The sequence below is a fragment of the Spirosoma migulaei genome (assembly GCF_054776855.1).
The window spans coordinates 1-25,125 of sequence record NZ_BAAHBG010000028.1 but is presented as its reverse complement, the minus strand read 5'-3'; the positions used below and the strand labels follow the sequence as shown (position 1 = coordinate 25,125).

At 45.7% G+C, this 25,125-nt stretch carries 20 protein-coding genes; 13 read left to right on the top strand and 7 right to left on the bottom strand.

What is annotated here, in order from left to right; all coding sequences use genetic code 11:
* Nucleotides 1-39: 39 nt before the first annotated feature.
* From ACYVGO_RS28245 to ACYVGO_RS28235, 3 genes are all read left to right on the top strand, one after another.
* Nucleotides 40-2,124: a sensor histidine kinase gene (locus ACYVGO_RS28245; RefSeq protein WP_460972144.1), complete on the top strand. Its 2,085-nt coding sequence runs from the start codon at nt 40-42 to the stop codon at nt 2,122-2,124.
* Nucleotides 2,125-2,269: 145 nt separating this feature from the next.
* Nucleotides 2,270-2,701 (top strand): response regulator, encoded by a 432-nt coding sequence (locus ACYVGO_RS28240; RefSeq protein WP_460972143.1) that lies wholly within the window; start codon nt 2,270-2,272, stop codon nt 2,699-2,701.
* 401 nt (nt 2,702-3,102) lie between these two features.
* Nucleotides 3,103-3,606: a hypothetical protein gene (locus ACYVGO_RS28235; RefSeq protein ID WP_460972142.1), complete on the top strand. Its 504-nt coding sequence runs from the start codon at nt 3,103-3,105 to the stop codon at nt 3,604-3,606.
* Nucleotides 3,607-3,650: 44 nt separating this feature from the next.
* Here the strand turns inward: ACYVGO_RS28235 and ACYVGO_RS28230 are convergent, their stop codons facing one another.
* The gene (locus tag ACYVGO_RS28230) at nt 3,651-3,884 is read right to left on the bottom strand and encodes a hypothetical protein (RefSeq protein WP_460972141.1); all 234 of its coding nucleotides are present in this window, start codon (nt 3,882-3,884) and stop codon (nt 3,651-3,653) included.
* Between the two features lie 275 nt (nt 3,885-4,159).
* Nucleotides 4,160-4,921 (bottom strand): SDR family NAD(P)-dependent oxidoreductase, encoded by a 762-nt coding sequence (locus ACYVGO_RS28225; RefSeq protein ID WP_460972140.1) that lies wholly within the window; start codon nt 4,919-4,921, stop codon nt 4,160-4,162.
* A 562-nt stretch (nt 4,922-5,483) separates the two neighbouring features.
* On the opposite strand from ACYVGO_RS28225, the gene ACYVGO_RS28220 reads away from it, so the two are divergent.
* The 3 genes from ACYVGO_RS28220 to ACYVGO_RS28210 all read left to right on the top strand — a co-directional run bounded on the left by ACYVGO_RS28220 (nt 5,484) and on the right by ACYVGO_RS28210 (nt 11,043).
* A complete protein-coding gene (locus ACYVGO_RS28220) occupies nt 5,484-8,762 on the top strand; it encodes a LuxR C-terminal-related transcriptional regulator (RefSeq protein WP_460972139.1) in 3,279 nt (1,092 codons plus the stop codon).
* Between the two features lie 493 nt (nt 8,763-9,255).
* On the top strand, nt 9,256-10,218 hold the full coding sequence (locus ACYVGO_RS28215) for an SDR family oxidoreductase (RefSeq protein ID WP_460972137.1): 963 nt from the start codon (nt 9,256-9,258) through the stop codon (nt 10,216-10,218).
* A 30-nt stretch (nt 10,219-10,248) separates the two neighbouring features.
* Nucleotides 10,249-11,043, top strand: a complete 795-nt coding sequence (locus ACYVGO_RS28210; RefSeq protein ID WP_460972136.1) for a helix-turn-helix domain-containing protein — start codon at nt 10,249-10,251, stop codon at nt 11,041-11,043.
* Nucleotides 11,044-11,049: 6 nt separating this feature from the next.
* Here the strand turns inward: ACYVGO_RS28210 and ACYVGO_RS28205 are convergent, their stop codons facing one another.
* Together ACYVGO_RS28205 and ACYVGO_RS28200 are read right to left on the bottom strand one after the other, a co-directional pair.
* Nucleotides 11,050-11,892, bottom strand: coding sequence for a helix-turn-helix domain-containing protein (locus tag ACYVGO_RS28205; RefSeq protein ID WP_460972135.1), 843 nt, complete (start codon nt 11,890-11,892; stop codon nt 11,050-11,052).
* A gap of 12 nt (nt 11,893-11,904) precedes the next feature.
* Nucleotides 11,905-12,714: an oxidoreductase gene (locus ACYVGO_RS28200; protein ID WP_460972134.1), complete on the bottom strand. Its 810-nt coding sequence runs from the start codon at nt 12,712-12,714 to the stop codon at nt 11,905-11,907.
* A 569-nt stretch (nt 12,715-13,283) separates the two neighbouring features.
* Here ACYVGO_RS28200 and ACYVGO_RS28195 point away from each other — a divergent pair.
* The 3 genes from ACYVGO_RS28195 (at nt 13,284) to ACYVGO_RS28185 (ending at nt 15,341) form a co-directional block, all read left to right on the top strand.
* Nucleotides 13,284-13,448 (top strand): hypothetical protein, encoded by a 165-nt coding sequence (locus ACYVGO_RS28195; RefSeq protein ID WP_460972133.1) that lies wholly within the window; start codon nt 13,284-13,286, stop codon nt 13,446-13,448.
* A 714-nt stretch (nt 13,449-14,162) separates the two neighbouring features.
* Nucleotides 14,163-14,570: a hypothetical protein gene (locus ACYVGO_RS28190; protein WP_460972132.1), complete on the top strand. Its 408-nt coding sequence runs from the start codon at nt 14,163-14,165 to the stop codon at nt 14,568-14,570.
* A 144-nt stretch (nt 14,571-14,714) separates the two neighbouring features.
* Nucleotides 14,715-15,341, top strand: coding sequence for a hypothetical protein (locus ACYVGO_RS28185; protein ID WP_460972131.1), 627 nt, complete (start codon nt 14,715-14,717; stop codon nt 15,339-15,341).
* A 150-nt stretch (nt 15,342-15,491) separates the two neighbouring features.
* Here ACYVGO_RS28185 and ACYVGO_RS28180 read toward each other — a convergent pair whose 3' ends face one another.
* Nucleotides 15,492-16,064: a hypothetical protein gene (locus ACYVGO_RS28180; RefSeq protein WP_460972130.1), complete on the bottom strand. Its 573-nt coding sequence runs from the start codon at nt 16,062-16,064 to the stop codon at nt 15,492-15,494.
* Nucleotides 16,065-16,258: 194 nt separating this feature from the next.
* On the opposite strand from ACYVGO_RS28180, the gene ACYVGO_RS28175 reads away from it, so the two are divergent.
* Nucleotides 16,259-17,272 (top strand): thioredoxin-like domain-containing protein, encoded by a 1,014-nt coding sequence (locus ACYVGO_RS28175; RefSeq protein WP_460972129.1) that lies wholly within the window; start codon nt 16,259-16,261, stop codon nt 17,270-17,272.
* 1,057 nt (nt 17,273-18,329) lie between these two features.
* On the opposite strand, the gene ACYVGO_RS28170 is transcribed toward ACYVGO_RS28175, so the two are convergent.
* On the bottom strand, nt 18,330-19,709 hold the full coding sequence (locus ACYVGO_RS28170; protein ID WP_460972128.1) for an alpha/beta hydrolase family protein: 1,380 nt from the start codon (nt 19,707-19,709) through the stop codon (nt 18,330-18,332).
* Between the two features lie 770 nt (nt 19,710-20,479).
* Here ACYVGO_RS28170 and ACYVGO_RS28165 point away from each other — a divergent pair.
* The 3 genes from ACYVGO_RS28165 (at nt 20,480) to ACYVGO_RS28155 (ending at nt 23,691) form a co-directional block, all read left to right on the top strand.
* Nucleotides 20,480-21,472, top strand: a complete 993-nt coding sequence (locus ACYVGO_RS28165) for a ligand-binding sensor domain-containing protein (protein ID WP_460972127.1) — start codon at nt 20,480-20,482, stop codon at nt 21,470-21,472.
* A 261-nt stretch (nt 21,473-21,733) separates the two neighbouring features.
* A complete protein-coding gene (locus ACYVGO_RS28160; protein ID WP_460972126.1) occupies nt 21,734-22,762 on the top strand; it encodes an SDR family oxidoreductase in 1,029 nt (342 codons plus the stop codon).
* A gap of 143 nt (nt 22,763-22,905) precedes the next feature.
* On the top strand, nt 22,906-23,691 hold the full coding sequence (locus tag ACYVGO_RS28155) for a helix-turn-helix domain-containing protein (protein WP_460972124.1): 786 nt from the start codon (nt 22,906-22,908) through the stop codon (nt 23,689-23,691).
* A 162-nt stretch (nt 23,692-23,853) separates the two neighbouring features.
* On the opposite strand, the gene ACYVGO_RS28150 is transcribed toward ACYVGO_RS28155, so the two are convergent.
* Nucleotides 23,854-24,966: an acyltransferase family protein gene (locus ACYVGO_RS28150; RefSeq protein ID WP_460972123.1), complete on the bottom strand. Its 1,113-nt coding sequence runs from the start codon at nt 24,964-24,966 to the stop codon at nt 23,854-23,856.
* Between the last annotated feature and the right edge of the window lie 159 nt (nt 24,967-25,125).

Here is a 25,125-nt window from a genome sequence, read left to right as displayed (position 1 = left end):
TACTTCGCTGATCTTTTTAACCTTCTTTTCCCTAGCTACATGATACCTCACCATTGGTGTATTGCCAGCGTGCTTCTTCTGCTGACACTCGTGGTCTATCCAGCAATGGCCCAGCAAAAGAATACGGATAGACGCCCCATATTGCTTTCCCGTAATTTACCGGACACGAGCCGGGCTCAGTTGTACTATGATATTGCCAACGCTTTCTATAAACAGGGGCAGTCGGATTCGGCTGAGACCTACCTAAAATTGGTGGCCCAACTTAGCCAGCAACTAAATTACCAAGTAGGATTAGGCGACTATAACCGGCTACAGGGCGTAATACGAATGCACCAGGGGCTATACGAAGAGGCTCTGATTTGCTATCAGGCTGCTATTACGCACTATACCAAAGCGGGAAAACCGGCTCTATCTTCTCCGGTGTATAATAATATGGGCTGGCTTTATAAGATGATGGGCGACAGTCAACACGTTCTTAATCTGACCAAACAGGGTCTGGCTCACATTCAGCAGGCTATCGCCCTCAATCAGCGTTTTAACCTGACAGCCCAGTTGGTCGATAATTATATCAACGCGGGTATTATCTACGAGGATATGGGGCAGTACCCGATCGGTCGAGACTATTTTTTTAAGGCCATCGCCATCAACGATCAGCTGCATGCAGGCGCCGAAGCTTACCGCGTTCTGTATAACAACCTCGGCAAAAACTATAACGTAACAGGCCAGTATCAAACGGCTATTACCTACCTAAAAAAGGCAATAACGATCAATCTGCCCCTAAAAAAACTCAGTAGTCTGGCCCATAACTACCGCAATCTGTCCTTCGCCTACCGGGGGCTGAACCGCCCGGACTCGGCTGTTTATTACGCCGAAAAATCGCTGGATGCCGTAAAAGCTGCTAAGGAATCGCCATTGACAAGTTCAGTGTATGGTGAGTTAGCTCGTGCGTACGCAGCCGTCGGAAATTATCAGAAAGCATACGCGGCCGTAACGATGCACAAACGGGTAGAAGATTCCCTGATGACGCTCGACAAAACCCGCACGATTGCCCAATTGCAGGGCCGCTACGCCCTGCAACAGGCTAATGCGCTGGCAACCATTAAAGCGAACCTGGAACTGGCCGAAACGCAGGCCATTGCTCAGGTAGAAGCCCGCAAGGCAAAGGAGATTGCGCTTATTGAGTCGGAGGAGACCCGCCGGATTGCGCAGATCAAAGCAATGGCCGAGGTCGAGAAAGCCAAAGCGGTGGCCGAGCTGGAAACTAAGTATGATACCCAGAAGAAAATCACCCAGATTGCGCAACTTGATCAGCACAATCAACAGCGCGCGCAGAAAATTAAGTACATGACGGGGGGATTGGGGATACTGCTGGTGTTGCTGAGTACTCTGGTCGCTCAATACTTCATTATCCGCCAAACAAACCAGCGACTATCGATTCAGAACAGTATCATTACCGCGAACAGTCAACAACTGGGCAATCAGGCGGATCAGTTACGTGTACTGATGAAGGAACTGCACCATCGCGTTAAAAATAACTTGGCCATCGTGTCCAGTCTACTAAAACTCCAATCGAACCGGCTCGACGATGAAAAGGCCATTCAGGCAGTGCGGGTTGGTCAGCAACGCGTTGAGGCTATGTCATTGATTCACCAGCGGCTTTACCAGACCGATCAGCTCACGACCGTAAACATGGCTGAATACCTCACCGATCTGGCCGACAGTCTGATACAAGCGTATGGATACCAGCGTGATACGTTCGACCTGCAACTCAATGTCGATCTGCCCGAACTGGATGTCGATGTGGCCATCCCTTTGGGATTGATTGTGAACGAACTGGCTACCAATGCCTTTAAATATGCCTATTTGGCCGGGCAGCGGCCGTTGCTTCGGATTGAGCTTCAGCAGAATCGGCACGAAGGTCGAACGGGTATGACGTTGGAAGTGCAGGATAATGGACCGGGCATTGATCTTTCCGACGGGCAGCAACTCAACCCGCGAAATTCATTTGGTAAACGCCTGATTACCTCCCTGAGCGAACAACTCGATGGGCATGGCGAATGGTTACTACAGAATGGTACTCTGTTTCGGCTTTCGATTCAGGACACCCGACTGGCGGTAGCGTAGGTTACGGCTATAGCTCAATGCCAGGCGACTGTACGCCTGATCCTACCTTACTTTTGTTATATTTGTTAGTCTGCCCTTCAGAAAATCGAACGATCACTGTGGCTGACAACTTACAAAAACCGTAATTACGTTTGACCTACATACTATGACGAGCAAAGCTCCAATTGTTGTTATTGAAGATGACGAGGATGATAAACTCTTTATTCAGGAAGCAATTAAAAGTTTGGAAGTTATTAATCCACTGGTCTTTTTTAGTAACGGCGTTGAGGCCATTGAGTATTTAATTGCTACCCTGGAACCCCCTTTAGTGATTTTATGCGATGTAAATATGCCGAACATGAATGGTATAGAACTTCGTCAGCTTATTGATCTGAATGCGTATCTAAAAATGAAGTCTATTCCGTTCGTTTTTTTAACAACAGCTGCCGACCAAGGTCTTGTCAATCAGGCTTATAGCATGACTATTCAGGGATATTTTAAAAAAGAAACCACCTTTGCCCTCCTGAAAGCACAGATGAGTGCTATCATCGATTATTGGGACAAGTGTTTGCATCCCAATAGTAGTTTTAACGATTAACCAAACTCTGCTACTACCTGAAAGATAAAGTTACATCGAACTGTCCTTTTATAAAGAGGTCAATTTTAAACGGATAGCCACACGCAATATACTACGAAGGACATCAGTCTAGCTATTTATTCACCTGTTAATGGTTGCATACAGGATAACAGATAGTTCAACCCAAGACCATATCCTGATTCATATACACGTGTATTGATTTTGCCGGTCAGAATTTTGTTTTGCAGGAGATCACCCCCGATTTTTTGAATGACTATACGCTTCTTCTCGTGTTCCGGCCCAAAGAGTACGTATCACGAATGCAGCTAGGGTAGGAAAGATTGGGAGTCCTGTTTTTAGCAGATGGGAAGGAAAACATACTTAATTCGTAAAGCGACAGGTTTATTTAACGTTAATCGGGCATGATTTTCTATTTAACCGCGGTTAATCAACAAGGAGAACGCCAGAAGTTCTATTTTGAAAATTCAGAATTAGAAAAAGGCTTCGAGGTTTTAACCAATATCTCGTCTAGAGGCCATATTCTGCTAAACGCTTCCGTGTGTGATGGAGACAGTTTACTTCAACTGCCTGTTGAGGCTTTCGATGGACAACCCTGTCTGCCAGCTATCCGAGCCTTAGAGCAAGAATGGCTGACCGTTCTAAAATCCCCAACCCCTGTTAAATCCATCTGCCATTCCTGGGCTAGTGAATTTATAACCAACCGGATCAATCGACACGAAAGCAGTATTGTCAAGTTAGAAATGGCCATTAGTCGAACGCAGTATCGGCTTGCCAATGTGCAGTCTATCAATTCTAAAGAGTCTTACCGAAGTACTTCACTCCGGCAACTTGAGCGTACCCTTAACCGATTTCAATCCAGCCTGGCTACCGAGCGAGCGAGTTTAGACAGGCTGGCAAAACGATAACCTTGATTGTGGTTGACTAGTGCATAATTGGACGAAATTCGGCCTTAGGCAACGGCTGGTCGGTTGACGCGGAGTTTGACGAGCATCCCGTTCTGGCTCTGGTAGATTAGAATACCATCGAACTGGCGGGCGAGCAATTCCACCAACTGGGTGCCGAAGCCCGTTTCGTTAACTGCTTCCACAGGCTGCTTGCCGATGTCATATTCGATAGCCCGTTGTAGCCCAATTGTTCGAATTGGTTTGGCGATGTAGGCATAGGGATGGGTTGTTTTGGCCACTCAAAAGCCAAGCTCAAATTCAATGGACCGGCTTCTTATGTTGCTGATTTTTCGGCACAGTAGAGTAGACTCGAACAGTATGTGCCAGCAGGGGACCGAACCACGGCGTCGAAGCCAGGGAATAAAAATCAAATTTTTCTTCCCATTCACACCCTAGACAGATCGGGGATGCACTTCAATTGAAGATTCGACCTACTTATCTAACCTGCCACTATGGCAGTTGTAATGCATTGTGTGTAGGAAATTGAAAGAAGGTTTAAGCAGTAGCCAACCAGTCATTGTCTTGATGCCCGGAGGGCTGGCAGACCGATACCCGTAGCATCGAACCCGCCATCAACGGCAATCATCTGCCCTGTAATAAAGGAGGCCTTTTCAGAGCAAAGAAAGACGACTGTTTCGGCGATATCCTGCTCAGTTGCCGAGCGATTCAATGGGATGCCATCATAATAGGCTTTGATAATTTCTGGTGAATGAACGGCTTCCGCCAACTTAGTCTTTACCGGGCCAGGTGACACGCAGTTGACCCGAACACCATAATCTCCCAGTTCTACGGCCAGTTGCTTGGTTAGGTGAACAACAGCTGCTTTTGAGGTTCCATAGGCGACACGCAGGGTACTGGCGCGAAGAGCAGAAATAGAGGCTATATTGACGACGCACCCCCGACTCTCTTTCAACGCTGGTATAACTGCCTGTGTACAAAGAAAAACGCCATCCAGATTTGTAGCCATAATCGTTCGCCAGGCGTCAAAATCCGTTTTTTCGAGCGGTTGGAAAATGGCTACCCCTGCGTTATTGATCAATGCATCGATACGTCCGAACGTATCGAGTACGTTTGATACCATTTCTTGAACCATGATCGGTATAGAAACGTCACAATAAATCGGCAGGGTACCTGGCAATTCTTCCGATGCTTTTTGTAATTCCGCTGCGTCATAGTCAACCATAGCGACACGCCAGTGATCATTCAAAAATAATTTTGTTGTTGCAAGCCCGATCCCGCGGGCCGCCCCTGTTACAATGGCAATTCTGTTTGTCATAATGTTTAGGTAACGCTATACTGTTTCTTCATTGAATGGGCTTTTTCCCTGGTAATGTATGGTACCAACAACCCCTTATTTATTAGGGAAAGGTAGTGCCTGATTTTAAGGATCAAACCAACTGAACTTGATCGCAAAGAAGTGATTTTATTTGTTCTTTTCGTACTGCTCCCGGAAAGAGTGTTCGCTAAGCGTTACTACCCAGTAAATACTGATTGATATTATCAGCCGAAAACCAGCAGATGTGAGGTTTCTAAAAAGAACTACCTGGGTCGAGTAAACTAAAACTGGCCGTTGATCAAACACGCTCGTTCAGATTGCCAAGGCACACCGGTAGGTGGAGAACGGGCGCTAAAAAGGAAATGGAGCCCTAACGTTGGCCGAGACGTAAGCGTTTAGGCCGTTTGGATTCGTCAGAACCGGGATTTTTAATCGAGCATCTCTCGGTGCCTGTCTGGTACCTACCTAACCGGTTGTATCATCTTGCCTGACAAAGACTTATATCCGCTTCATAGTCGATTTCTTTCGATACCTTGTGCCCACGCCCCCAAACGAATAGGTCATGGATGAAAATAAAGTGCGGCAATTAGCTGCGATCATGTTTGCCGACATTATTGGCTATACAGCGTTAACGCAGCGAGATGAACAGGTTGCCTCACTTGTTCGGGCGCGCCATCGTGGGGTATTTGAGCAACAACATCTGGTACACCAGGGAAGGATTATACAGTATTATGGCGATGGCGTATTAAGTGTGTTTAAAAGTGCCGTCGAAGCCGTTCAATGTGCTATTGCCATTCAAAAAAGCTTGCAGGAGGGAGAGCCTGTTGCCCTCCGCATAGGCCTGCACATGGGCGATATTGTGTTTGACCAGACAGAAGTGTATGGCGATGGCGTGAACGTAGCATCCTGGATTGAAAGTCTTGGCGTGGCTGGGGCTATTCTTATATCAGGGAAATTAAATGATGAACTGAGAAATCAGCCAACGATTTCAACGGCCTCTTTAGGCCATTTTGCGCTAAAAAATGTAACAGACACCGTAGAAGTATTTGCCATTACGAATCCAGGTATCCAGGTTCCTCTGCCCACCCAACTCAAGGGAATACAGGTCCTACCTAACAAACTCAGTGCTGTGCTTCCTGTGGCCAATAGGAATAGCCATAAAGAGAACGATGTGCTGTTAACAAAACTGCATATTTCTCCACCCGGTAGCCAAACCGTTCATCGCTCAGAGCTTTTTGATAAACTGACTGCGGGTCTGAAAACTAAATTAATGCTCATTTCGGCACCGGCAGGGTTTGGGAAAACAACGCTGGTTAGTGACTGGATCATTCTGCAGCAGATTCCTGCGGCCTGGTATTCTATCGATACCAGCGATAATGATGCGGCCGAATTTTTGAGTTATCTGATTTCCGCCATTCAGGGACTCTTTCCTCAATTTGGCGATAATGCGATGAAACTGCTGCACTCGCCAGGTCAGATAAGTCAGCGGTCTGTTGTTCAGCTTTTGCTGAATGAACTGCTGGCATTACCCACCCACTTCTGCCTTGTACTGGACGATTTACATGTCATTACGAACCGGGAGATTTTAGACCTGTTGGCGTATTTTATCGAGCATATACCCTCTACCATCCACCTGGTTATTCTCACCCGGGCCGACCCCAGTTTACCCATCGCAAAACTGAGAAGTCAGCACCAGTTAGTCGAGTTAAGGGCAGCTGACCTCAGTTTTTCGCCCCCTGATATTCATCTTCTATTTAACCGGACCCTTAAATTAAAGCTCAGTACGGCAGATGTTCAGGCCCTGGCTTATAAAACCGAAGGTTGGATTGCGGGTTTGCAACTCATTGCCATTGCCCTGCATGGGCGAGACGATAGCGCTGCTTTTATTCAGAATTTTAAGGGAGATAACCGGTATATCATGGATTATCTGATTGAGGAAGTGCTAAAGATACAAGCCCCCGAAGTCAGAGAATTTTTACTGCAAACCTCCCTCTTAGACCAATTGTCCGGCCCGCTTTGCGATGCTGTTCTGGATCGTCAGGATAGTCAAACGATTCTCGAAACGCTGGAGAAGAATAACGTTTTTATCATTTCGCTAGATACGGAGCGCAAGTGGTACCGGTATCATCACCTGTTCGCCGATTTATTAAAACAACGCCTTTACACAAAAGAGAAAGCGCTTGTGAGTAGGCTACATACTAATGCAAGCGCCTGGTTTGAGCAGAACCACCAGATTCCCCTGGCCATTGAGCATCTGCTTCAAACCCAGCATTATGATAAAGCCATTGAGTTGCTGGTCGACGTAGCGGAGAGCCTGTGGGAAACTGGTCTCCACTCGTCTATTATGACCTATGGCGACCGATTGCCGGGCGAGCTTATAAAAAAGAATCCGGGCTTTAGCTTATTCTACGCCTGGGTATTGATTACGGCCGGACAACTTCAAAAAGCCGCCCCTTTTTTGGTCAGTGCCGAACAACTGACCCGGCAGACGATCGCAAACGGGTCAGCTACACCAGACCAGCATAAATTAATAGGCAAACTGGCGGTAGCTATGGCTTACCAGCATTCCTTCCTGGGCAAGCCGGATATAATCCTTGACTACTGCCGGATCGCGCTGGACAATCTTTCGGAAGAAGATCCTTTATGGTTCAGTTGGGGATGGTATGCGGTAGGAACGGCCCAGTTAGCCAATGGAAACCTCCAGGAAAGCACCGAGGCCTTAAAAAAGGCCTTGGCCTTTGGTAAGAAATCGGGCAACATTTACCTCATAACCACCATTGCTACCACCCTGGCTTTCAATGAGGGGAGATTAGGATACTATAAAGTTTCCTACCAACGTAGCGTTGATCTTCTGGAATTTCTGAAAGAAAATGGGTATGCTTCCCTGGTAAAAACAGACTGGACGTTTGCCGTTTTATTTGCCAACATGGCGGCTATCCAGTACTTCTGGGCCGATCTGGACGAGGCTGCGGAAAACATAAAAATAGCCTATAACCTATGTATTCAGGAAGCGGATATGACCTCCAAAGTGTTGGTGTTGGTCGTTTATGCGGTGGTGTTGCATGGGCAGGGAGATCTGGTAGGGGCGGAACAGAAAATAAAAGAAATGGAAACGATCATGCAAAAACATAAGGTCAATCCATTCCGGGAGTCCATGTATATTGGCATAAAAGCCACGTTGCTGGTGATCCAGAACGAGCTGGAAAAAGCCCGCGCTTTTCTTGACATGCATGGCGTTGAAATAGGCAAGCCCATTTCGTATACCGAAGAGTACCGCTACATGTCGCTGGTTCAGCTGCTCATGGCCGAACATAAACTAGAGGAAGCCTTTCAACTGCTGTCCCAGCTCTATGAGATGGCCAGCGCTCAGAATCGAATTGAGCGCATGATAGAAATCAACGTGTTTCTTACCCTGGTTTTCCTGGCGACGGGCGAGCGGGAAAAAGCGCTGTCGAGCTTAACCGACTCGCTGCGCTATGCGGCCACCGACGACATTTTAATGTATCACCTCAATTACCTGGATAAGATCAACCCGCTGCTCCAGGAAGTATTTAAAAGTCAGGCAACCGCAGCGGAAAAACTCCCCCAACAGTTTATCGATAAACTCAGGCGGAAGATCGAAAAACGCAAAAACTCTCCCGCTGTCCAGTTCAACCTGACTACCCGCGATCGGGAAGCCCTCCAGTTGATGGCCGGGAATCTGACCAACCAGGAAATAGCCGACACGCTATTCATCTCCCTGAATACGGTGAAAACCCGGCTGAAAGATCTGTATATAAAATTAGATGTGGACAGCCGCAGTAAAGCTGTAGAAAAAGCCAGGCAACTGCGTTTGCTTTAAGGTGTCGTGCGCTAAGGAGCATAAGGCTGCACATAAACGCCCACTAATCAAGGTTAGTACATCCGAATAGAGCCGGGCCGCTGGGCAGATCATTCATGGTTCGTCTTGGAGTCGCGTTCGACTTGCGGTCGTTTTAAAGCCCAACGTTATGTCTCATAAACTCAGGCGTATTATTGCAGAGACATTGATTGGCGAGATGACAAATTGAGACAGTAGTTAGCTCAAAATGGCAGTGATAAAGAACTGCGGCAAGTATCTCGTAAACGGTCGTTTGCTGTGCATCATCTGAAAGTAGTACAGTCGTCGAATCGCTACGTCAAAAAATCTGCCTAGCTACTCGGTGGCTAAGAGTCGTCAGCCTCAAACATAACCAACCTTTTCGTGCCCCCTTGCTGATAGTTGACCTCCACAACAAACAAAACTTGACCTTTACAACAAACCTCTCCGCCAGTTTATTCCCCAATTTTGGGCCTGTATTCAAAAACAGGAAACAATGGATAATCAAACCGTATTAGTAACCGGGGGCACTGGTTTTGTTGGGATTCACACAATTTTGAAGCTGCTCCAAAAAGGATATACCGTTAAAACGACACTGCGCTCGTTGGCTAAAAAAGAAGCTATCGTTCATGCCCTGAAAGAATCCGGAATTGTCGATTTTGAAAAATTGTCCTATGTGGAAGCCGACCTGACCTCTGATGGGGGCTGGGAAGAAGCGGCCCAGGGATGCACCTATGTGTTGCACGTAGCCTCCCCTTTTCCATTAGTACAGCCTGAAGACGAGAACGATCTCATCATACCGGCTCGTGATGGTTCATTGAGAGTCTTGAAAGCTGCCCGGAAAGCGGGTGTCAAACGAGTGGTGATGACCTCTTCGTTTGCTGCGATTGGCTACAGTATCGACCCCAAAGGGCATACGTTTACGGAGAACGACTGGACCGATGAAAACGCCCCTGTTCAATCCTACATCAAATCCAAAACAATCGCTGAAAAAGCGGCCTGGGATTTTATTACGCATCAGGGAGCGGGGTTGGAACTGACGGTTATCAATCCGGTAGGCATTTTTGGCCCTGTTATTGGCGGAATTTATCCGGCTTCGTATGCAGGAGTGATTAAAGCACTCGTTGACGGTACGGTTACCGATAGCCCCCAATTTACGTTTGGGGTGGTTGATGTGCGTGATGTGGCCGATATTCATATCAAAGCGATGGTGCTACCCCAAGCCAATGGCCAACGCTTTTTGGCGACCTCAGATGGCGTGGTCAGCTTTTATGACGTGGCCCAGCTTATCAAAAAAGAACGCCCTCAACAAGCCGGTATGATGGCCGATCTGAAGCCTATTGATCCAACGTATTTCATAGATATGTCGAATCAAAAAGCGAAAGACATGTTAGATTGGCACCCACGAAGTAAAGAAGAGGCTATTTTGGCCAGCCTGGACAGTGAGATTACGGAGTAAATTTGTGCGCTACCTTCAGCCGTCAAAAAATTGACTATCAATCAAATCCATTCCTGCCATTTAGGGCCTGAAATTTCACCGGAACAGGTTATATCCGAGCATTACTTTATGGTCCTGCTGAAGGGATCGATGAAGGCGTATGACGGAAGAAAGCGCTATAGTATGCAATCAGGCGATTGCTTCATCGCCCGGAAAAATCATTTGATTCGCTATACCAAGTTCAAAGAAGATGACCAGTTTGTCAAGATCATCATTACGTTGGATGAGCCGTTCTTAAAACGCTTTACCGAACGGCATTCTTACCCGACAGGCACCTCAACCTACGGTGATTCGTTCCTGTTTGTCAACAAGAATCCATTCATAAAGCAGTATATACAATCGCTGGAACCCTATTACACCAGCGATTCAGAGCTGGACGAAACCTTTGCCGATATTAAACGGGAGGAGCTATTGTTAATTTTGTTGAGGTCACAACCCGAATTAGCGTCTATCTTTTTCAATTTTAGCAGTCCCCACAAAATTGATTTGGAAGAATACATGCAGCAAAATTTTCGGTTTAATGTGAGCCTGGAACGATTTGCGTTCCTGACCGGACGAAGCGTTTCATCGTTTAAACGGGATTTTAAAAAAACCTTTGGCATGCCGCCCGGAAGATGGTTACTGAAGAAACGATTGGACGAAGCGTATTTCCAACTTAGCCGTCAACATCAGAAACCAAGCACTGTCTATCTGGAAGTAGGTTTTGAAGACTTGTCTCATTTCTCATTTTTATTTAAAAAAACCTTCGGCAAAACGCCTTCGGAAGTGGCCACAAGCGGGGCGTAAATCCCCCTAGGCAGTAGATGGGCTGTTGGCCGACGGGGGCGTAACGCTGGTGTGGCGTAACAACACGGAGGGGTTTACGCCATACTCTTTTTTGAACGCTATGGAAAAGTGAGAAAGATTTTCAAAGCCGGTTTCTAAATAAACGTCGGATGGTTTTCTCTTTTTTTGTGCAATGAGAAAGTAGGCCATTTCCAGCTTCCTTTTTTGTAGCCATCGTTCAGGGGTTGATTGAAAGATGATCGCAAAGTCGCGTTTAAACGCCGAAAGACTCCGGCCTGTCAGTTTCGCAAATTGGGCGAGGGGTACGTTGTATGAAAAATGTCGATTCATGTACGCTTCCAGATCCTGTTTATGCGGTTCGCTGAAATCGAATAAAAAGTTTTTCAGCGGAGCGTTGCGCAATAATAACTCAATGGCTTCCATTGTTTTTATCTGCGCGAGGGCTGGGGTCAGTTTTTCGGGCTGCGCGAAATACGGCATCAGCGAATCAAAATAGCTTTTCATAAACGGATCGACGTCCATGATCACATTCGATTCACCGATGTACGTACTGTCTGCTACTACGCCATAGTCTGTGCTGAATTTCTGTAGCGTTTTTTGATCTAAACAAATGCTGATCGAGGAAAACGTGTGGGTATCGCCAACCCTCTTCACCGCTTTTACCAGCTGATTTTTTCTGATCAAGCCCAGTGTTCCAGCAGGATGTGAAACAATGCCCTGCTGCGAAAATAGGTCTGAACTGCCCGAAACAATCAGTACTAGCCAATGCTCGGACACAAAAGGATCGTGTCCGAATTCATCTTTTGTACAGGCGTACAAAACGATATGTTGCTGAGCTTGCTTTTGCATATACGTCGGATATCAGCCGTTTGTTTGACTCAAAATCACCTTCTGAAACAAATTGTCAGACAAAATTTTTCGTAAAAAAAGGATTGGTTTTGCGCCATAGCCACCGACATAGCGCGTTTTAGGGCGTTTCGCTTCAATGCCTTCTTTAATCAATTTTGCAATAACGATTGGTTCCGGGAGTGCCAGATTCGTAGTCGCTTTCTGCATAGAGTCCACCATGTCTTTATAGGCAGTATGTCCCGAGACGGCTGTCATTTTTTCACTGGAAATGTCGGCCCACTCTGATTTTATCCCACCCGGTTCAATGACAATTACGTCAATTCCGAATTGTTTTACTTCCATTCGTAAGCTGTCACTTAAGGCCTCCAGTGCAAATTTGCTGGCATGATACCAACCGGCCAGCGGAAAAGCAACTTTGCCGCCTATGGAAGAAATATTCACAATTTTACCCCATTTAGTTGCCCGCATGTTCGGTAGTACCAATTGAGTCAACCGCATGGCACCAAACAAATTTACGTCTAACTGATACCGTGCATCATCAATGGATAGATCTTCTACCGCTCCACTCGAACCGAAACCGGCATTATTGACCAGAATATCAATCGTTCCTGCTTCTTTCGTAATTTGTTGCACACAATTAACAATACTTTCCTCAGAAGTTACGTCCAACGCAATTGGCTTGATACCGTAACTTCTGAGATCGTGCATTTTCTCGGTCCTGCGTGCAGCCCCGTAGACATTGTACCCGTTCTGGGCTAGTAAAATAGCCGTTGCTTTTCCAATTCCTGCCGAAGCGCCTGTAACTAAAACTGTCTTTGCCATAGTTGTTAATTTTTATAAGGCAAAATTAGAGTACGTTCCTTCGCACGACTTTTCTGAAAAGTCCAAATCCGTTTGCTGAGAAGTCCAGTGTACGTTTGTTACGCTGACTTAGGCGAGATTCTTCTTCCAGGTAGGGGAGTCGCACCGATTACCTTACTTGACCGGGAAGGTTAGGCGGTTGACCCATAGCGCCTGATGATCCAGCTCCTTAGCGTATTGTGCCATTAAAAAAGCCCGGTCATATGCGACAGGGCCATTGTATACCCGCTTGCCATTGATGACCACTTGGAGAGGTTGACCGAAGTTAATGCGGCATTTAGTTAACCAACCTATCGCTCGTCCGTTTATGGAGATCCGGGTTAGGGCTAACTCCAGCTACTGGTTCAGAAGGGCTTCTTTAGGCTTTGGCACAGTAGTTAGACCTATCTGATTGATTTCACCAGTGCCTTAACCAGGCTGAACTAATCACCCGGGCATGAAACACGTCCTTCTACTTGTAAGCTGTCTGTTGTCGCTTTGGGCGACAGCCCAACAAAACAAGTATAATTCGAACCGAGAATGGCGTGGGTGTGGCCGACTCGTACGCGAAAGGCCATCGGTTTATCCCTTCCACGCTCTACGCGCCAGGCGAAGAAGCTAACGAAACCAACGGTTTTACGTTAGCGCCCTACGCCAATCGGAAAAACAGTATCCCGTCGGCACGGCGGTTATGTAGCAACCAACGAGCCGGTTGAGCAGATAATGCGGGGCGACTGGCTGCGAGGCAAACCCTTCCTGACGGTTAGTGCCGGAGACGAAGGCCGGACGGTAAAGCTTGTCCATTAAAGCCGTAATCGATCCCTAACCCAGGGTCCGCTCATAGTGTAAAGTTGTCCTACTAAACCTGCTCATAAATCGGATCTTTTTAAATATGGCCGGAGTAGGTCTGGGCCTTGCGGTATTTAGGCTGATTCTGGGATAGGTCGCTTTTGAACACAACGTCAACCGGGCCATTCGACTGGGCCGCCGGGCGGATTTTAGTAGCTCAAAAGACACAGCCTCTGGCAAGCAAGGTCACTAAGCCGTCTTGGATAAACGGGCGTTTTTTGTCACAATATATTCGCTCGTTTATATTGTAACAAGATAGTTAAAATGATGTATTGTATCTTAACACATACGCCCGTTTGTATTAGGACAAGATGGGCAAAATAAATCTCTTTTTGGGAGTTTGGGTCGCTTTGCCGTTTCGTACAAAATCCGCCACTTGGGTTATAATTTGTCGGTTGTAGGCTTTAGGTAAACATATTGGCACTTATACAACAGAATTTGATATTTATACTCTTCTGTTAAAAGACCTTAATTGCTTCTCTGATAACCTCACCTAGTGTAGCTTTCGCTTAGCTAAGCCATTTATATTCATGGGTCAATTCGCTACGAAGTTGCTGCTACTGGTAATAGTAGTTCTAAGCATGAGCTGTAATTCAGCTCGTCGTATATTCAAAAACTACTATGGTGCTTTGATCAACAAAGATTACCCTAAAGCTGTAACCTATCTATCTGATTCTTGTAAAATAAAGCTTACCAAGCTTAGACCCGGCATGGACCTTAATCAAACCGTCCAGATAGCCTTTTATAGTAATTTTAGATCCTATAAAATTGGCCAACTACAACCCGTTGGGGATTCGCTTCTTTTAGCGATGAAAGTTACCACAACCGATGGAGAGGTCCATGTGTTTGATAAAGACCAAGGAGGAAGTACAGTTTCAGGTGGTAACCGAGATAATGGAAAAAGAATGGTATATGATTCTAGGTATCGTTTATATAGAGTGGGCGGTCAATGGAAGGTAGACACTCCTTATTGCCGTAACTTCCGCTAACTAATTCGCTGTTGTCTGTGCCGCATTTTTGCTTCATCAATTGTACTTATTATTGAATATCATTCGGCCACTTAGCTGAGATAAACTTTCTTTATTTCATTTACATAATGGCACTTATACAACAATAGAATTATACTTAACACTATGAAAAATCTATACTTTCAAGCACTGACCCTATTAGTACTAATGGCCCATGTATCTCGTGCTCAAACAACGGCCAAGGTAGATTATTTTGGCATTCGAGCCGGCTATCTGAAAGCATCAACCGACTTGACTAGCTCACGTAATGATACAAGATTAGGCGGTGTGGCTCCAATAAATAGCTTCTATATAGGCGGTTTTTATCATCATAATATACTGTCTTGGCTGGCATATCGGGTTGACCTTAATTATCAGCAGAAGGGCATCGAGTTGCAAGACCAAAATGGTAGTATAGTCGGTCATCAAAGACTTCACTACGCAGGTTTGACTCCTCTAATTGGTATTACCCCTCTAAAAGGTTTGGGTCTTTTTGTGGGTCCAGAGGCTAATGTTTATCTCGGACAAAGTGTAGAACGAGCCAATTATGGTCCTAATGTGACACCAATTGAATTTGGCATCACTAGTCGGCTATCTTATCGCTACAAGTGGATTGGTTTGGAAGTAAGTTATTTCGAAGCTTTGAACGAATACAAATCGGTGGATTTAGGAGCTCGATTTGGTTTCAAGAATCGTACTTGGCAGGCTGGTCTATTATTTGTACCTGCCCTACTGAAAGAAAAGGGTAAATAGAATTTTAGCAACAATGCACCTGTCTGACTTTACTCGATCTGTCTATTTTAATTCACATTACATAAAGTTAGTTATAAAACTACCCTATAGAAAGTACAATATTTGGCTCTTAACTGATATGAATAGTAATTAGATTTTAGTCAGAGCTAGTCAGCGAGCATAATGGTAAAAATGGGGAGCTATCGCTTTAAATAGTCTATACTGGGAGGGATTGGCCATATCATCTTCCTCATACAATATGCCTTCTTCGTCATACCACCAGGAGGCTTCCTGCCAACGGTAGGTGATGACTTTATACGTAATTTCTACGTACACTACATGGGTTGTCTTCATCGCGGCTGTGATCTGATAAACCCGGGTACTATCCAGGTGCTGAGGGGCCAGTAACGAGTCGAGGGATGAAAACTTATGTTCACTACTTGCTTCATCTGATTGGTAGATCCCGTGTTCTCGGTCGCTGCCGAACGTTCGCTTAGCCAAATTAATGGCTAACTTATCAATGACTATATACTCCTTCTTGGGTTGCACCACAATATCCCTGGTATGATCGAGCTGATAGACGAGCTGGTGGAGGTGTTGGAACGCTTGGCTGTGCACGAGTTCCTGACTATCCACTCTTGGTATGCTGGGTAGTAGAAAGAAGATAAAAATAAGAAGGGGTACAATCAGCAAGCAGAGCAGAGCAATGCCCATTGCTTTTAAAGCGATCACGAATATTTTCAAGATGGTAGGATTAAGACAAAGTGCAAAATGACGATAACCTTCTCATTAATCGCGTTTTGTATTTATTAAAGGGTAGTTCTATAACTAACAATCTGTAAAGAAATTATTTGTAGAAAGACTCTCTTAGCGGCATGAACAATTCTTCGAAATAATTATAACTTGACTGATCTCATTAGTTTAGATTTATCGGTTTGATGAAAGCTATTTTGACGTTACTACTTATCGGTCTCAGTCTAGTTAGTCAGGGACAAAATAAAGGCTTTGTACTGATTGGCCGAATTGTCGGAGATGATTCTTCCAAAAAGGCTACCTTGTATCAGCACGACATTAGGCGATTCGATACCACACTCATCCATCAGGGGCAATTCACCTTCACGGGTAAGATCCATCATCCCTACATTGCCACAGTTGGTACCGATAAAGCCTTACAGGGACGTGGTGTATGGCTGAGTAATGACACCATACGAGCCAGCTTTAAAATAGATAGGGGGTATCTGCAACCCATTAAGGTCAGTGGTCCCTCCGAAACCGTGGATTACCTAGCCAATATCGACCAAATCAATGCCTATAATACCTCCACGCTTAGTCGAGCCCAAAAGAACCAACAGGTGGCTGATCTAATCAGTCAGTACATACTTAGTCATCCTGCTTCCCCTTATTCCTTTTTCTTGGTGAGGATGAACACCAGAACGTTAGGAGCTAGTTTGAGTAGAGATTTGATCGCCAAGCTCTCCACTGCCCTTCAGGAGTCAGAGGATGCCCAAGACTTAAAAAAGCAACTGCTGAATGAAGAGGCTACAGCACTCAATAAGACCCTCAATGGTTTCAGCTTGCCCGATACAAACGGCGTGCTCCAACGCGTTCTTCCTTCTGGAAAGCCCTACACCTTACTCGCCTTTTGGGCCTCCTGGTGTCCACCTTGCCGGATTCACAATCGTCGAGATTTGGTTAAGTTATACCAGCGCCTTGACCACAGTCAGGTTGAGTTAATTAGTATTTCGCTGGATGATAATCGAGCCGCTTGGCTAACCGCCATCGCGAAAGATGGCCTAATTTGGCCACAGGTTTCGGACCTTAATTATTTGTCAGGCCCTATCGCCAAGCAGTTGGCACTCTACTCTGTACCTCAATTTATCTTGGTTGATGGCTCAAATAAAGTGCTGGCGACTAGTCTTGACAGTGCGATTCGAGTAATTGACAAGAAATAAACTGTTGTATAATCTACAATATGTTTACCTAAATCCTACAATCGACAAAATATAACTGAGGTGGCGTTCCGTACTTTGGGAAGTTTATCACGAAATGAGCTAGTTTTACAAGAGTATGACCAACATCATACTCTTGTAAAATCACTGGCACACAAGTCTCGCAAAAAGGCTCTTTATGGAAACTGCTGAAATCTGTCCATCCGTGAGTAGGAAGTTTTTATGAGATCGACGCAACCTGTTGGAAGGCAAAATCATATATAATTGCCGCCAAGCTACAATCCAGTAAGGCGGCTCATAGCTTGGCGGCCCTGGTGCTTACCTCTTTTTGAGATAGGTGATCTGGATGGGCCCACCTGGAGCAGGTAGTCTTAATTCAGGATGGGGACCTAGGCAGGTTCTTTTAACATTACCCGAGATGGTGTAATTCCAACGGGTTGTATCCTTACTTACTTCCCAGGTAGTATCCACATCACAAGCATACAGGCGCAGCAAACCTGTTATTGAATCGGCAACAACGAAGGTGCCCTCACCGGTGTATCTGGCTTGCAATTTCTCAAGGGTACGGTATGCTGAGCCACTACATCCACAGTCTTCCTTTTCAGTAGTGCATGAAAAAGCAACTGAAAAAAGTAAAATAAAGCAAAAGGAATCCTTGCTAAAAAGCCGCATGTATAAGGTTGTCTGGTGTTTCACCATAAAGACCCACAAAGAGGCAAGGAGTTGGAAATAGACAAACAACTAGTTAATTAAACAACTAGTTGAACTCGTTGAAGCTGCTGAGAACAATCTGCTCAGGTTCAACTGGCTCTCACAAAACCCTCCCGAATGAGACGAACGAGTTTACATGTGTCTGCTTCTTAAATTGGGCGTTTTACGTGACACAACCTATTTTCATACTTTCCGGGCAAGTACGAAAACAGGCTAGTAAAAATTGGGGAGACAGACATCGTCCGCTTAGCCCGCTAAACGTTGAGTATTTTGTTAAAGCCAAAGCCGATGGATGGAAGTGGGTCAACGAAATGAAACAGGCCTGTATAGCTTGGCGCTTGAGTAAACCCTAGGGAGCAACTTGTTTCCGCAAAATACCCGCATAGCGGTTGGCAACGGCCTCAAGCTGGGACGGATTACCCCTTAACGTATGATCAAAAAACGCGTCTAATAGGCTGATGGTCGCCATATGCGTTTTTGTCGAGACTTGACCAAGGCTGAAGAGGTGCCCGGCCAAAAAGCGGGCAGGAGGGGCTAACAGGAGTGGCACATCCGTAAAACTGTAATGATCGGCGTCTTCCAGCTCGTAGCGATACCCACCGCCAACTTGCTTGAATAACAATTGATTGCCGGCTTCGTATCGGGCGAAACGACCTGGTTCACCTTTATTACTTTCTATCAATAGAAAAGGACGAGAGCCCCTCGATTTGGGCAATCCCCCGTACAAGGTGCCATCGATGTTGACTGCGGCTTTAATTCGTGAATCATGAGCCATCGCATCACCACCCGTGGCACCCCCTAAGGAATGACCAGCGATACCAATCCGATTCAGGTCAAGTGAAGGAAAGAAGGTAGTAGCAGAAGATTTTTTATTTTCTAATTGATTGAGTACGAACTGCACATCGGCCACGCGAATGTCGAGCCGATTCTTCATAAAGCCAAGTCGGTCTGGAGCATCCGGTTGAAAGTTTTCAATGGTGGTGGCCAGTTTACCATTAGCCAGTTGAGTAATAGCGGCTTCATAGGGATGATCCATACTGAGAACCACGTAGCCATGACTGGCCAGGCCAACGACAAGGCTCGTGTAAAACGCGCGCGCGGCTCCATAGCCCGGTAGAAAAAGCACAACAGGCCATTTTCTCGGTGCGTTGAGTGGTGTTGCATTCCCTACCGCATAGATGTCAATTTGATCGTAGTGGTCCAATAAAAAGCTCGGTAGAACACTCACCTTTGGGGGTAAATGAGGCAACCCATCCAGATAAAGGGAGTGGCTACCTTTTCCGTCCCCCTGGGCTGGATACCAGGCTTGAACAATGACATTTCGTTTGTCAAATGGGTCTTCCGTTATTTGTTCAGTTCTTGATGAATCTACCCAGCGAAACACTTGGGTGCCAACGGCATACTTGCCTAAAGGCTCCGGTAAAGTAGGAACCGGCAAAAAAATACTCCAAGGCATTAAGGCAACGACCAGGAACACCCCCAAGCTAATGTGCTGAAGTTTTCGATATAATGCTGAGTTAACATACACGATGAGTATCAACAAACAGATTAGCCAATAGGTGGGAATGTATTGCCAATAGAACCCTTTCCAAAAAAATTGAATCACGACTAACAGGGCCAATAAGCTAATTGAGAGGGGGAGTACGCCATTGGCCCGATTAGAAGCGACTATTGTATAGACCGTAGTTAGTACCAGTAGTACCAAAATCAAGATATCTAAGCTATTCATCGGTTATTAGTAACAGTTTTAGTATAAATTGTTAGCTTAATTAATTGATGGCTAAAACTAGCCGTCTGATCAGCACAGAATTGGTTAAAAGGACAAAAGGAACAAAAAGCGGATAGTTGGTGTCCACTTCTGGCTAGCAAGGCTAACCGGCTGTGGCTGTTACCAAAGCCCGACAGAGTCTCATGAAAATGCTCCAACTTGAGACGAAGGAATAGTTATGTATCTGATTGTTTACTTTCCGGGTTGAGGCCGGACATCCTATGATCTGGTTAGGGGTGGAGCGTGTCAGATGGGGTCACTGGTGCGGCTCCTTTTTCCTGGCCGAAAAGTCATAAAACAGAATGACGCCGAAACAGACTTCGATGAATCCGCCAGTGAGCGTGGTGACCATCGCTTGCGTGTTGGAGGTAAATAAGCCAGCCGAAACTTGCACCCCGAATAGTCTATCGATCAATATGCTAATGGGCTGCTTGTAGGGAATCGATCGAGTAGGGGTGCTCCATAAAAGGACTATCTGTTCAGGATTAAGTTGGCTTAAAGTAACTACGCTCCTCTCGCTGAACCAAAAGTAACGGGCTTATAGGTAACTGGGCGGTATAAATGGCTTAGCCGTTGATTGATTTCACAAAGTCAGTTACTTCTTATAGGCGGTCAGCTAGTAATAGTGCACTCCTGGCGTGTTTTTCATTTCGTTAACAACCCCTTAACAAAAGCTCAGCACAAAAACGAGTAGGTTTGGTGAAGCAATCAGGCCATAAAAAGAACTAAGGATGAAACACGCACCCGTATGTGCTTTGCTGTTGGTGTTTGTCTGTGCTCCCTGTAACGGACAAAACAAAATTGACCTCCTAAAAGACACGATAAAGCCCCAAACCAAAGACGTAATCACTTCCTGCGGGCCTACCACCTCGGTTCGTACCATCAAGCAAGATCGAAAGGGCAACATTTGGCTTGCTTCAAACGAAGGTATTATTCGATACGATGGAAAATTGTTCACCAACATCACCGCTAACCTGAGTTCAGACCGCTTCTTTTCGATGGTAGAAGATAGAAACGGAAATTTTTGGTTCGGTACGTATGGCTCAGGTGTTTATTATTACGATGGGAAGTCCTTTCAACACGTTACAACAGAGAAGGGTCTTGCTAATAACCAGGTTTCTACTATTTATGAAGATAAAGCCGGTACTATCTGGTTCGGTACCAACGGAGGTGTAAGCCGCTACGATGGAAAATCGTTTCGAAATTTTACAATAGAAGGAGGACTTTCCACTAATGACGTTAATTCTATTCTTGAAGACAAAACAGGAAAATTATGGTTTGGCACCAGGGGCTATACCTACGTGTATGATGGAAAAACCTTTTCCGTTTTCAGCCATAAGGGTACCTCTTTTGGGGATATTTGGTCGATAATCGAAGATAGAAAAGGGACTATATGGCTTGGTGGTGGGAATGGCCTTTGGCGCTTTGACAGCGGTGCAATTACCCAATTCACCCAGAATCCTATTCTTCATGTCTTTGAGGATAAGAAAGGAAACATCTGGACTAGTTCGCAGATTGCTCCTGGAAGGTTTGGACTTTTTCGTAATGACGAAAAGTCCTTGTCTGATAAAAAAACAGCTGTAACTGAAATAGCCCAATCACTAAACCTTTTTGGGATTTTAGAAGCTACTGATGGCCGTATTTGGTTTGGGGCCTATGATGGCGTATATCGGTATGATGGAACGACTATTACCGACTTCAAAAAGATAGCGGATCAGAAATAATGGGTATAGCTGGTTCTTGAAACACCCGATTGAAGAAGCAGATTATGAAGATTCTTTCGGCTCACTTTGGGGCTGATTTTGTGAGAAGGTATCAAACTGCAAATGGCGCTCTGTAGTCAGGTGATGTTATGATTATACCCCTGCATCATAAGCACTTCTTTCGAAATAATTGGCTTTCTCAACAAACTAGTTTGGACTTTTAAACAAACCCTAATCGCATTTCCTACTTGAACTTTGCACGATCAATAGTTCAATTCGGAAATGGAGAATAAACAAACTGTATTGGTCTCGGGAGGTTCGGGATTTATTGCGTCCTATTGCATCATCGCCTTGCTCAGGAATGGGTATAACGTAAGAGCCACGCTGCGCTCACTTAAAAAAGCTGAACTGGTAAAACAAATGCTGAAAGAAGGGGGACTTCACTCAGTTGACGATTTAACCTTTGTCGAAGCCGATTTAGAGAATGAATCGAGCTGGGAAAAAGCAATCATAGGTTGCCAGTATGTGATTCACGTAGCCTCGCCAACTCCGCTTACGGAGGCAAAAACCGATGACGATTTCGTTATTCCGGCAAAAAACGGCGTGCTGTTCGTTTTGCGTGCGGCCAAAAAAGCAGGCGTCAAGCGCGTGGTGCTCACGTCGGCGTTTGGTGCAGTGGGTATGGGTACGGTAAAAACTACGCCCTACACGGAGGAAGACTGGACGGTGCTGAATGACAGCGTGGCGCCTTATCAACGGTCGAAAACGATTTCTGAAAAAGCTGCCTGGGCGTTTATAAAAGAAGAAGGCGCTGGTATGGAGCTGGCCGTAGTCAATCCCACAGGTGTGTTGGGTCCCGTTTTGTCAAGCGATTTTTCACATTCCATTCATACGATTAAACAAATGCTGAATGGGGAGATAAAAGCCTGTCCTAAACTAATTTCGGGCTACGTGGATGTGCGGGATGTTGCCGACTTGCATCTGAAAGCCATGACCCTGCCTCAGGCAAATGGACAACGCTTTATCGCCGTTGCCGGAGAAGGGTATTCGGTTTTGGACATAGCGAATGTGCTGCGGAAAAATCTGGGGCAAAAAGCAGCGAAAGTGCCAACCCGAGAATTGCCGAATTGGCTCATTAAACTATTGGCCCGATTCAATCCGAAATTGAAAGCGGTTATCCCTTATTTAGGCATGGTCAAACGCGCCAGCAGCGAAAAAGCCATTACCCGATTAGGCTGGAAGCCTCGTTCTACCGAAGAAGCCATTGTAGCGACTGCCACTAGTTTAATCAAATTAGGTATTGTCAACTAAACAACCATGAGACTAATCATTACGGGGGCTACCGAACCGGACCTGTACGATGCGGGAAGTAGGTCTGGCCATGATTTGTTGCGTATCCAGAGGCTATGATAAATCCATTTTAGACGTACAGGATATAAAATTCCAGGCAAGTCATGAGAATTACCGAACTAAAATCGTGTTTTATTGGCCCTGCGCTCTCTCCCGAGCAATTCATTGCCGAACATTTCTTTGTCTTTCTGGTCAAAGGGATCATGAACGGGTATGACGGCAACAAACAATATATCCTTAAAGCCGGTGAAAGCTGTCTGGTTCGCAAAAACAGACTGGCCCGCTACAACAAAGTGAAAGTGGATAACGAGTTCGAAAAAGTCATCCTCTTTTTTGATGAATCCTTTTTGAAAAACTTCCAGAAAAGGTACACCGTACCCTTTCAGAAGCACCCCTCTAAGGATGCTTTTATTCGGCTTAAAAAAGACAAACTGATCAACAACTTTTTGTTGTCGCTGGAGCCATATTACACGGGTTCTGGGGCGATCAGCACCACGTTTTCTGATGTGAAAAGAGAGGAATTGTTGCTGATCCTGCTGGCTTTACATCCCGACTTGTCCGGTATATTATTTGATTATGGGGTTCCCGGTCGGGTAGACCTGGAAGCGTTTATGCAACGAAATTATAAATTCAACGTAACGCTGGAGCGCTTTGCCTTTCTGACGGGGCGCAGTTTGTCGGCCTTCAAGAGGGATTTCAAAACCATCTTTGATGAAACGCCCAATCGTTGGCTGGTGAAACGTCGGTTGCAGGAAGCCCGTTTCCTGATTGAAGAAAAGAGACAAAAAGTCACCGAGATTTATCAGGATCTGGGCTTCGAAGATCTATCGCATTTTTCCTTTGCGTTTAAAAAGGAGTTTGGGGTAACCGCAACAGCGCTTTCTGAGTAGCGGTCTGAGTTCCGCTGCTAACAAGAGCTGTCTCGCTGGCGCGGCTCCATCCCGGTCAACTTGCCAGCCGCGCTGAATCATTTTGACTGTTATAGATGAGTTTGTAAAACAGAAGGAACGCTTATTGGCCGGGTGAATTTGAATCCTATACGTTCCTGTTCGCTACTTCAACTTTTTGCGCAGCCAGGCCCTTACTGGTTCATCGTACAACCTTAAACTGCCATAAGCCAACACCATAGCGCCTGAAAAGGTGAGCAGGGCATAGGGCCAGGCCTGCCATAACTTAATGCCCTTGTGGTTGCTGACCCAGGCCACGTAAAAATAAACCAGCACGTAATGGGTCATGTATAAGGGATACGAAAGATTGCCCAGGAACGTACAGATTTTATCTTCCGTTTGATTGTGCACCACACCACTGGCACCGATATAGACAATGAGTGGAAAGACAATAATGATGCAAAAAGCTTCGTACAACCCATTCATCCAAAGATGGTCTGCACCACCTATTCTTGGCATAAGCAATACAGCCGCCACCAGCAGGCTACACCATACAAAAGCATGTTTGATAGAGGCAGGTCGCGCTACCCGTGATAAAAGCAGACCGGCAAAAAACGGGAATAGGGTACGTATTGTCCCAATACGCATGTGTTCCGCATTGAGTGTCCAGCCGCCGGTAACGTCTCCGTTGGGGTTAGTAACCGCAAACTGCAATAGCACGGCACCTGCCAGTACGACCAAACAAGCCAGTGCTTTATTCGATAATTTACGTAAACCCAGGGCGTACAGAATATTAACGATATACTCGAAAAATAAGGACCAGCCAACGCTATTGAGTGGATGCATTTCTTGCCAGCCGCGTATATCCATAGAAAGGGGTACGGGTAGAAGAGTATAGCCGATCAGCATAACGACGATCAGCTTCCATACCGGAACCGTATGAATAAGCGGCCAAATCGTTGAGTCGGTCCAGTAAAAGCCTAGGGCACCGAGCGTCATGCCCAACACAACAAGTGGTTGCAGCCGCTCGAACCGGCGCCGAAGAAAGCCGCCGATGGTTAATTTGTCCCATCGGTCGTCGTAGGCATACCCAATGACAAAGCCGGATAGAAGAAAGAAAAAATCAACAGCCAGGTACCCGTGGTTGACAACATTATCAAGGTGACTGCTGGCAAGCGGCTCGGTAAGGTGAAAGCATACTACGATAATAGCGGCTACCCCCCGAAGTCCATCTAATAGCTTATAGTGCGGCTTTGTGCCAAATTCGTTATTGTTCATTGAGAGCAGCAAATGTAGTACTACACGATGGCTTAGCCAGGGAGTAAAAAACGCCCAATTTAAGAACCATTACATGTAGATTCATTCGTCTCACCTTACATCCAGGTTAAACGCATTTAAATCTTGAGTAGCATCCTAATTAGGTATTGATCATCCCAT

What these genes read in the sequence shown, in the direction of transcription:
- ACYVGO_RS28245 (WP_460972144.1), top strand. Translation starts at nt 40, where the DNA reads ATGATACCTCACCATTGGTGTATTGCCAGCGTGCTTCTTCTGCTGACA.
- ACYVGO_RS28240 (WP_460972143.1), top strand. Translation starts at nt 2,270, where the DNA reads ATGACGAGCAAAGCTCCAATTGTTGTTATTGAAGATGACGAGGATGAT.
- ACYVGO_RS28235 (WP_460972142.1), top strand. Translation starts at nt 3,103, where the DNA reads ATGATTTTCTATTTAACCGCGGTTAATCAACAAGGAGAACGCCAGAAG.
- ACYVGO_RS28225 (WP_460972140.1), bottom strand. Translation starts at nt 4,921, where the DNA reads ATGACAAACAGAATTGCCATTGTAACAGGGGCGGCCCGCGGGATCGGG.
- ACYVGO_RS28220 (WP_460972139.1), top strand. Translation starts at nt 5,484, where the DNA reads ATGGATGAAAATAAAGTGCGGCAATTAGCTGCGATCATGTTTGCCGAC.
- ACYVGO_RS28215 (WP_460972137.1), top strand. Translation starts at nt 9,256, where the DNA reads ATGGATAATCAAACCGTATTAGTAACCGGGGGCACTGGTTTTGTTGGG.
- ACYVGO_RS28205 (WP_460972135.1), bottom strand. Translation starts at nt 11,892, where the DNA reads ATGCAAAAGCAAGCTCAGCAACATATCGTTTTGTACGCCTGTACAAAA.
- ACYVGO_RS28200 (WP_460972134.1), bottom strand. Translation starts at nt 12,714, where the DNA reads ATGGCAAAGACAGTTTTAGTTACAGGCGCTTCGGCAGGAATTGGAAAA.
- ACYVGO_RS28190 (WP_460972132.1), top strand. Translation starts at nt 14,163, where the DNA reads ATGAGCTGTAATTCAGCTCGTCGTATATTCAAAAACTACTATGGTGCT.
- ACYVGO_RS28185 (WP_460972131.1), top strand. Translation starts at nt 14,715, where the DNA reads ATGAAAAATCTATACTTTCAAGCACTGACCCTATTAGTACTAATGGCC.
- ACYVGO_RS28175 (WP_460972129.1), top strand. Translation starts at nt 16,259, where the DNA reads ATGAAAGCTATTTTGACGTTACTACTTATCGGTCTCAGTCTAGTTAGT.
- ACYVGO_RS28170 (WP_460972128.1), bottom strand. Translation starts at nt 19,709, where the DNA reads ATGAATAGCTTAGATATCTTGATTTTGGTACTACTGGTACTAACTACG.
- ACYVGO_RS28165 (WP_460972127.1), top strand. Translation starts at nt 20,480, where the DNA reads ATGAAACACGCACCCGTATGTGCTTTGCTGTTGGTGTTTGTCTGTGCT.
- ACYVGO_RS28160 (WP_460972126.1), top strand. Translation starts at nt 21,734, where the DNA reads ATGGAGAATAAACAAACTGTATTGGTCTCGGGAGGTTCGGGATTTATT.
- ACYVGO_RS28155 (WP_460972124.1), top strand. Translation starts at nt 22,906, where the DNA reads ATGAGAATTACCGAACTAAAATCGTGTTTTATTGGCCCTGCGCTCTCT.
- ACYVGO_RS28150 (WP_460972123.1), bottom strand. Translation starts at nt 24,966, where the DNA reads ATGAACAATAACGAATTTGGCACAAAGCCGCACTATAAGCTATTAGAT.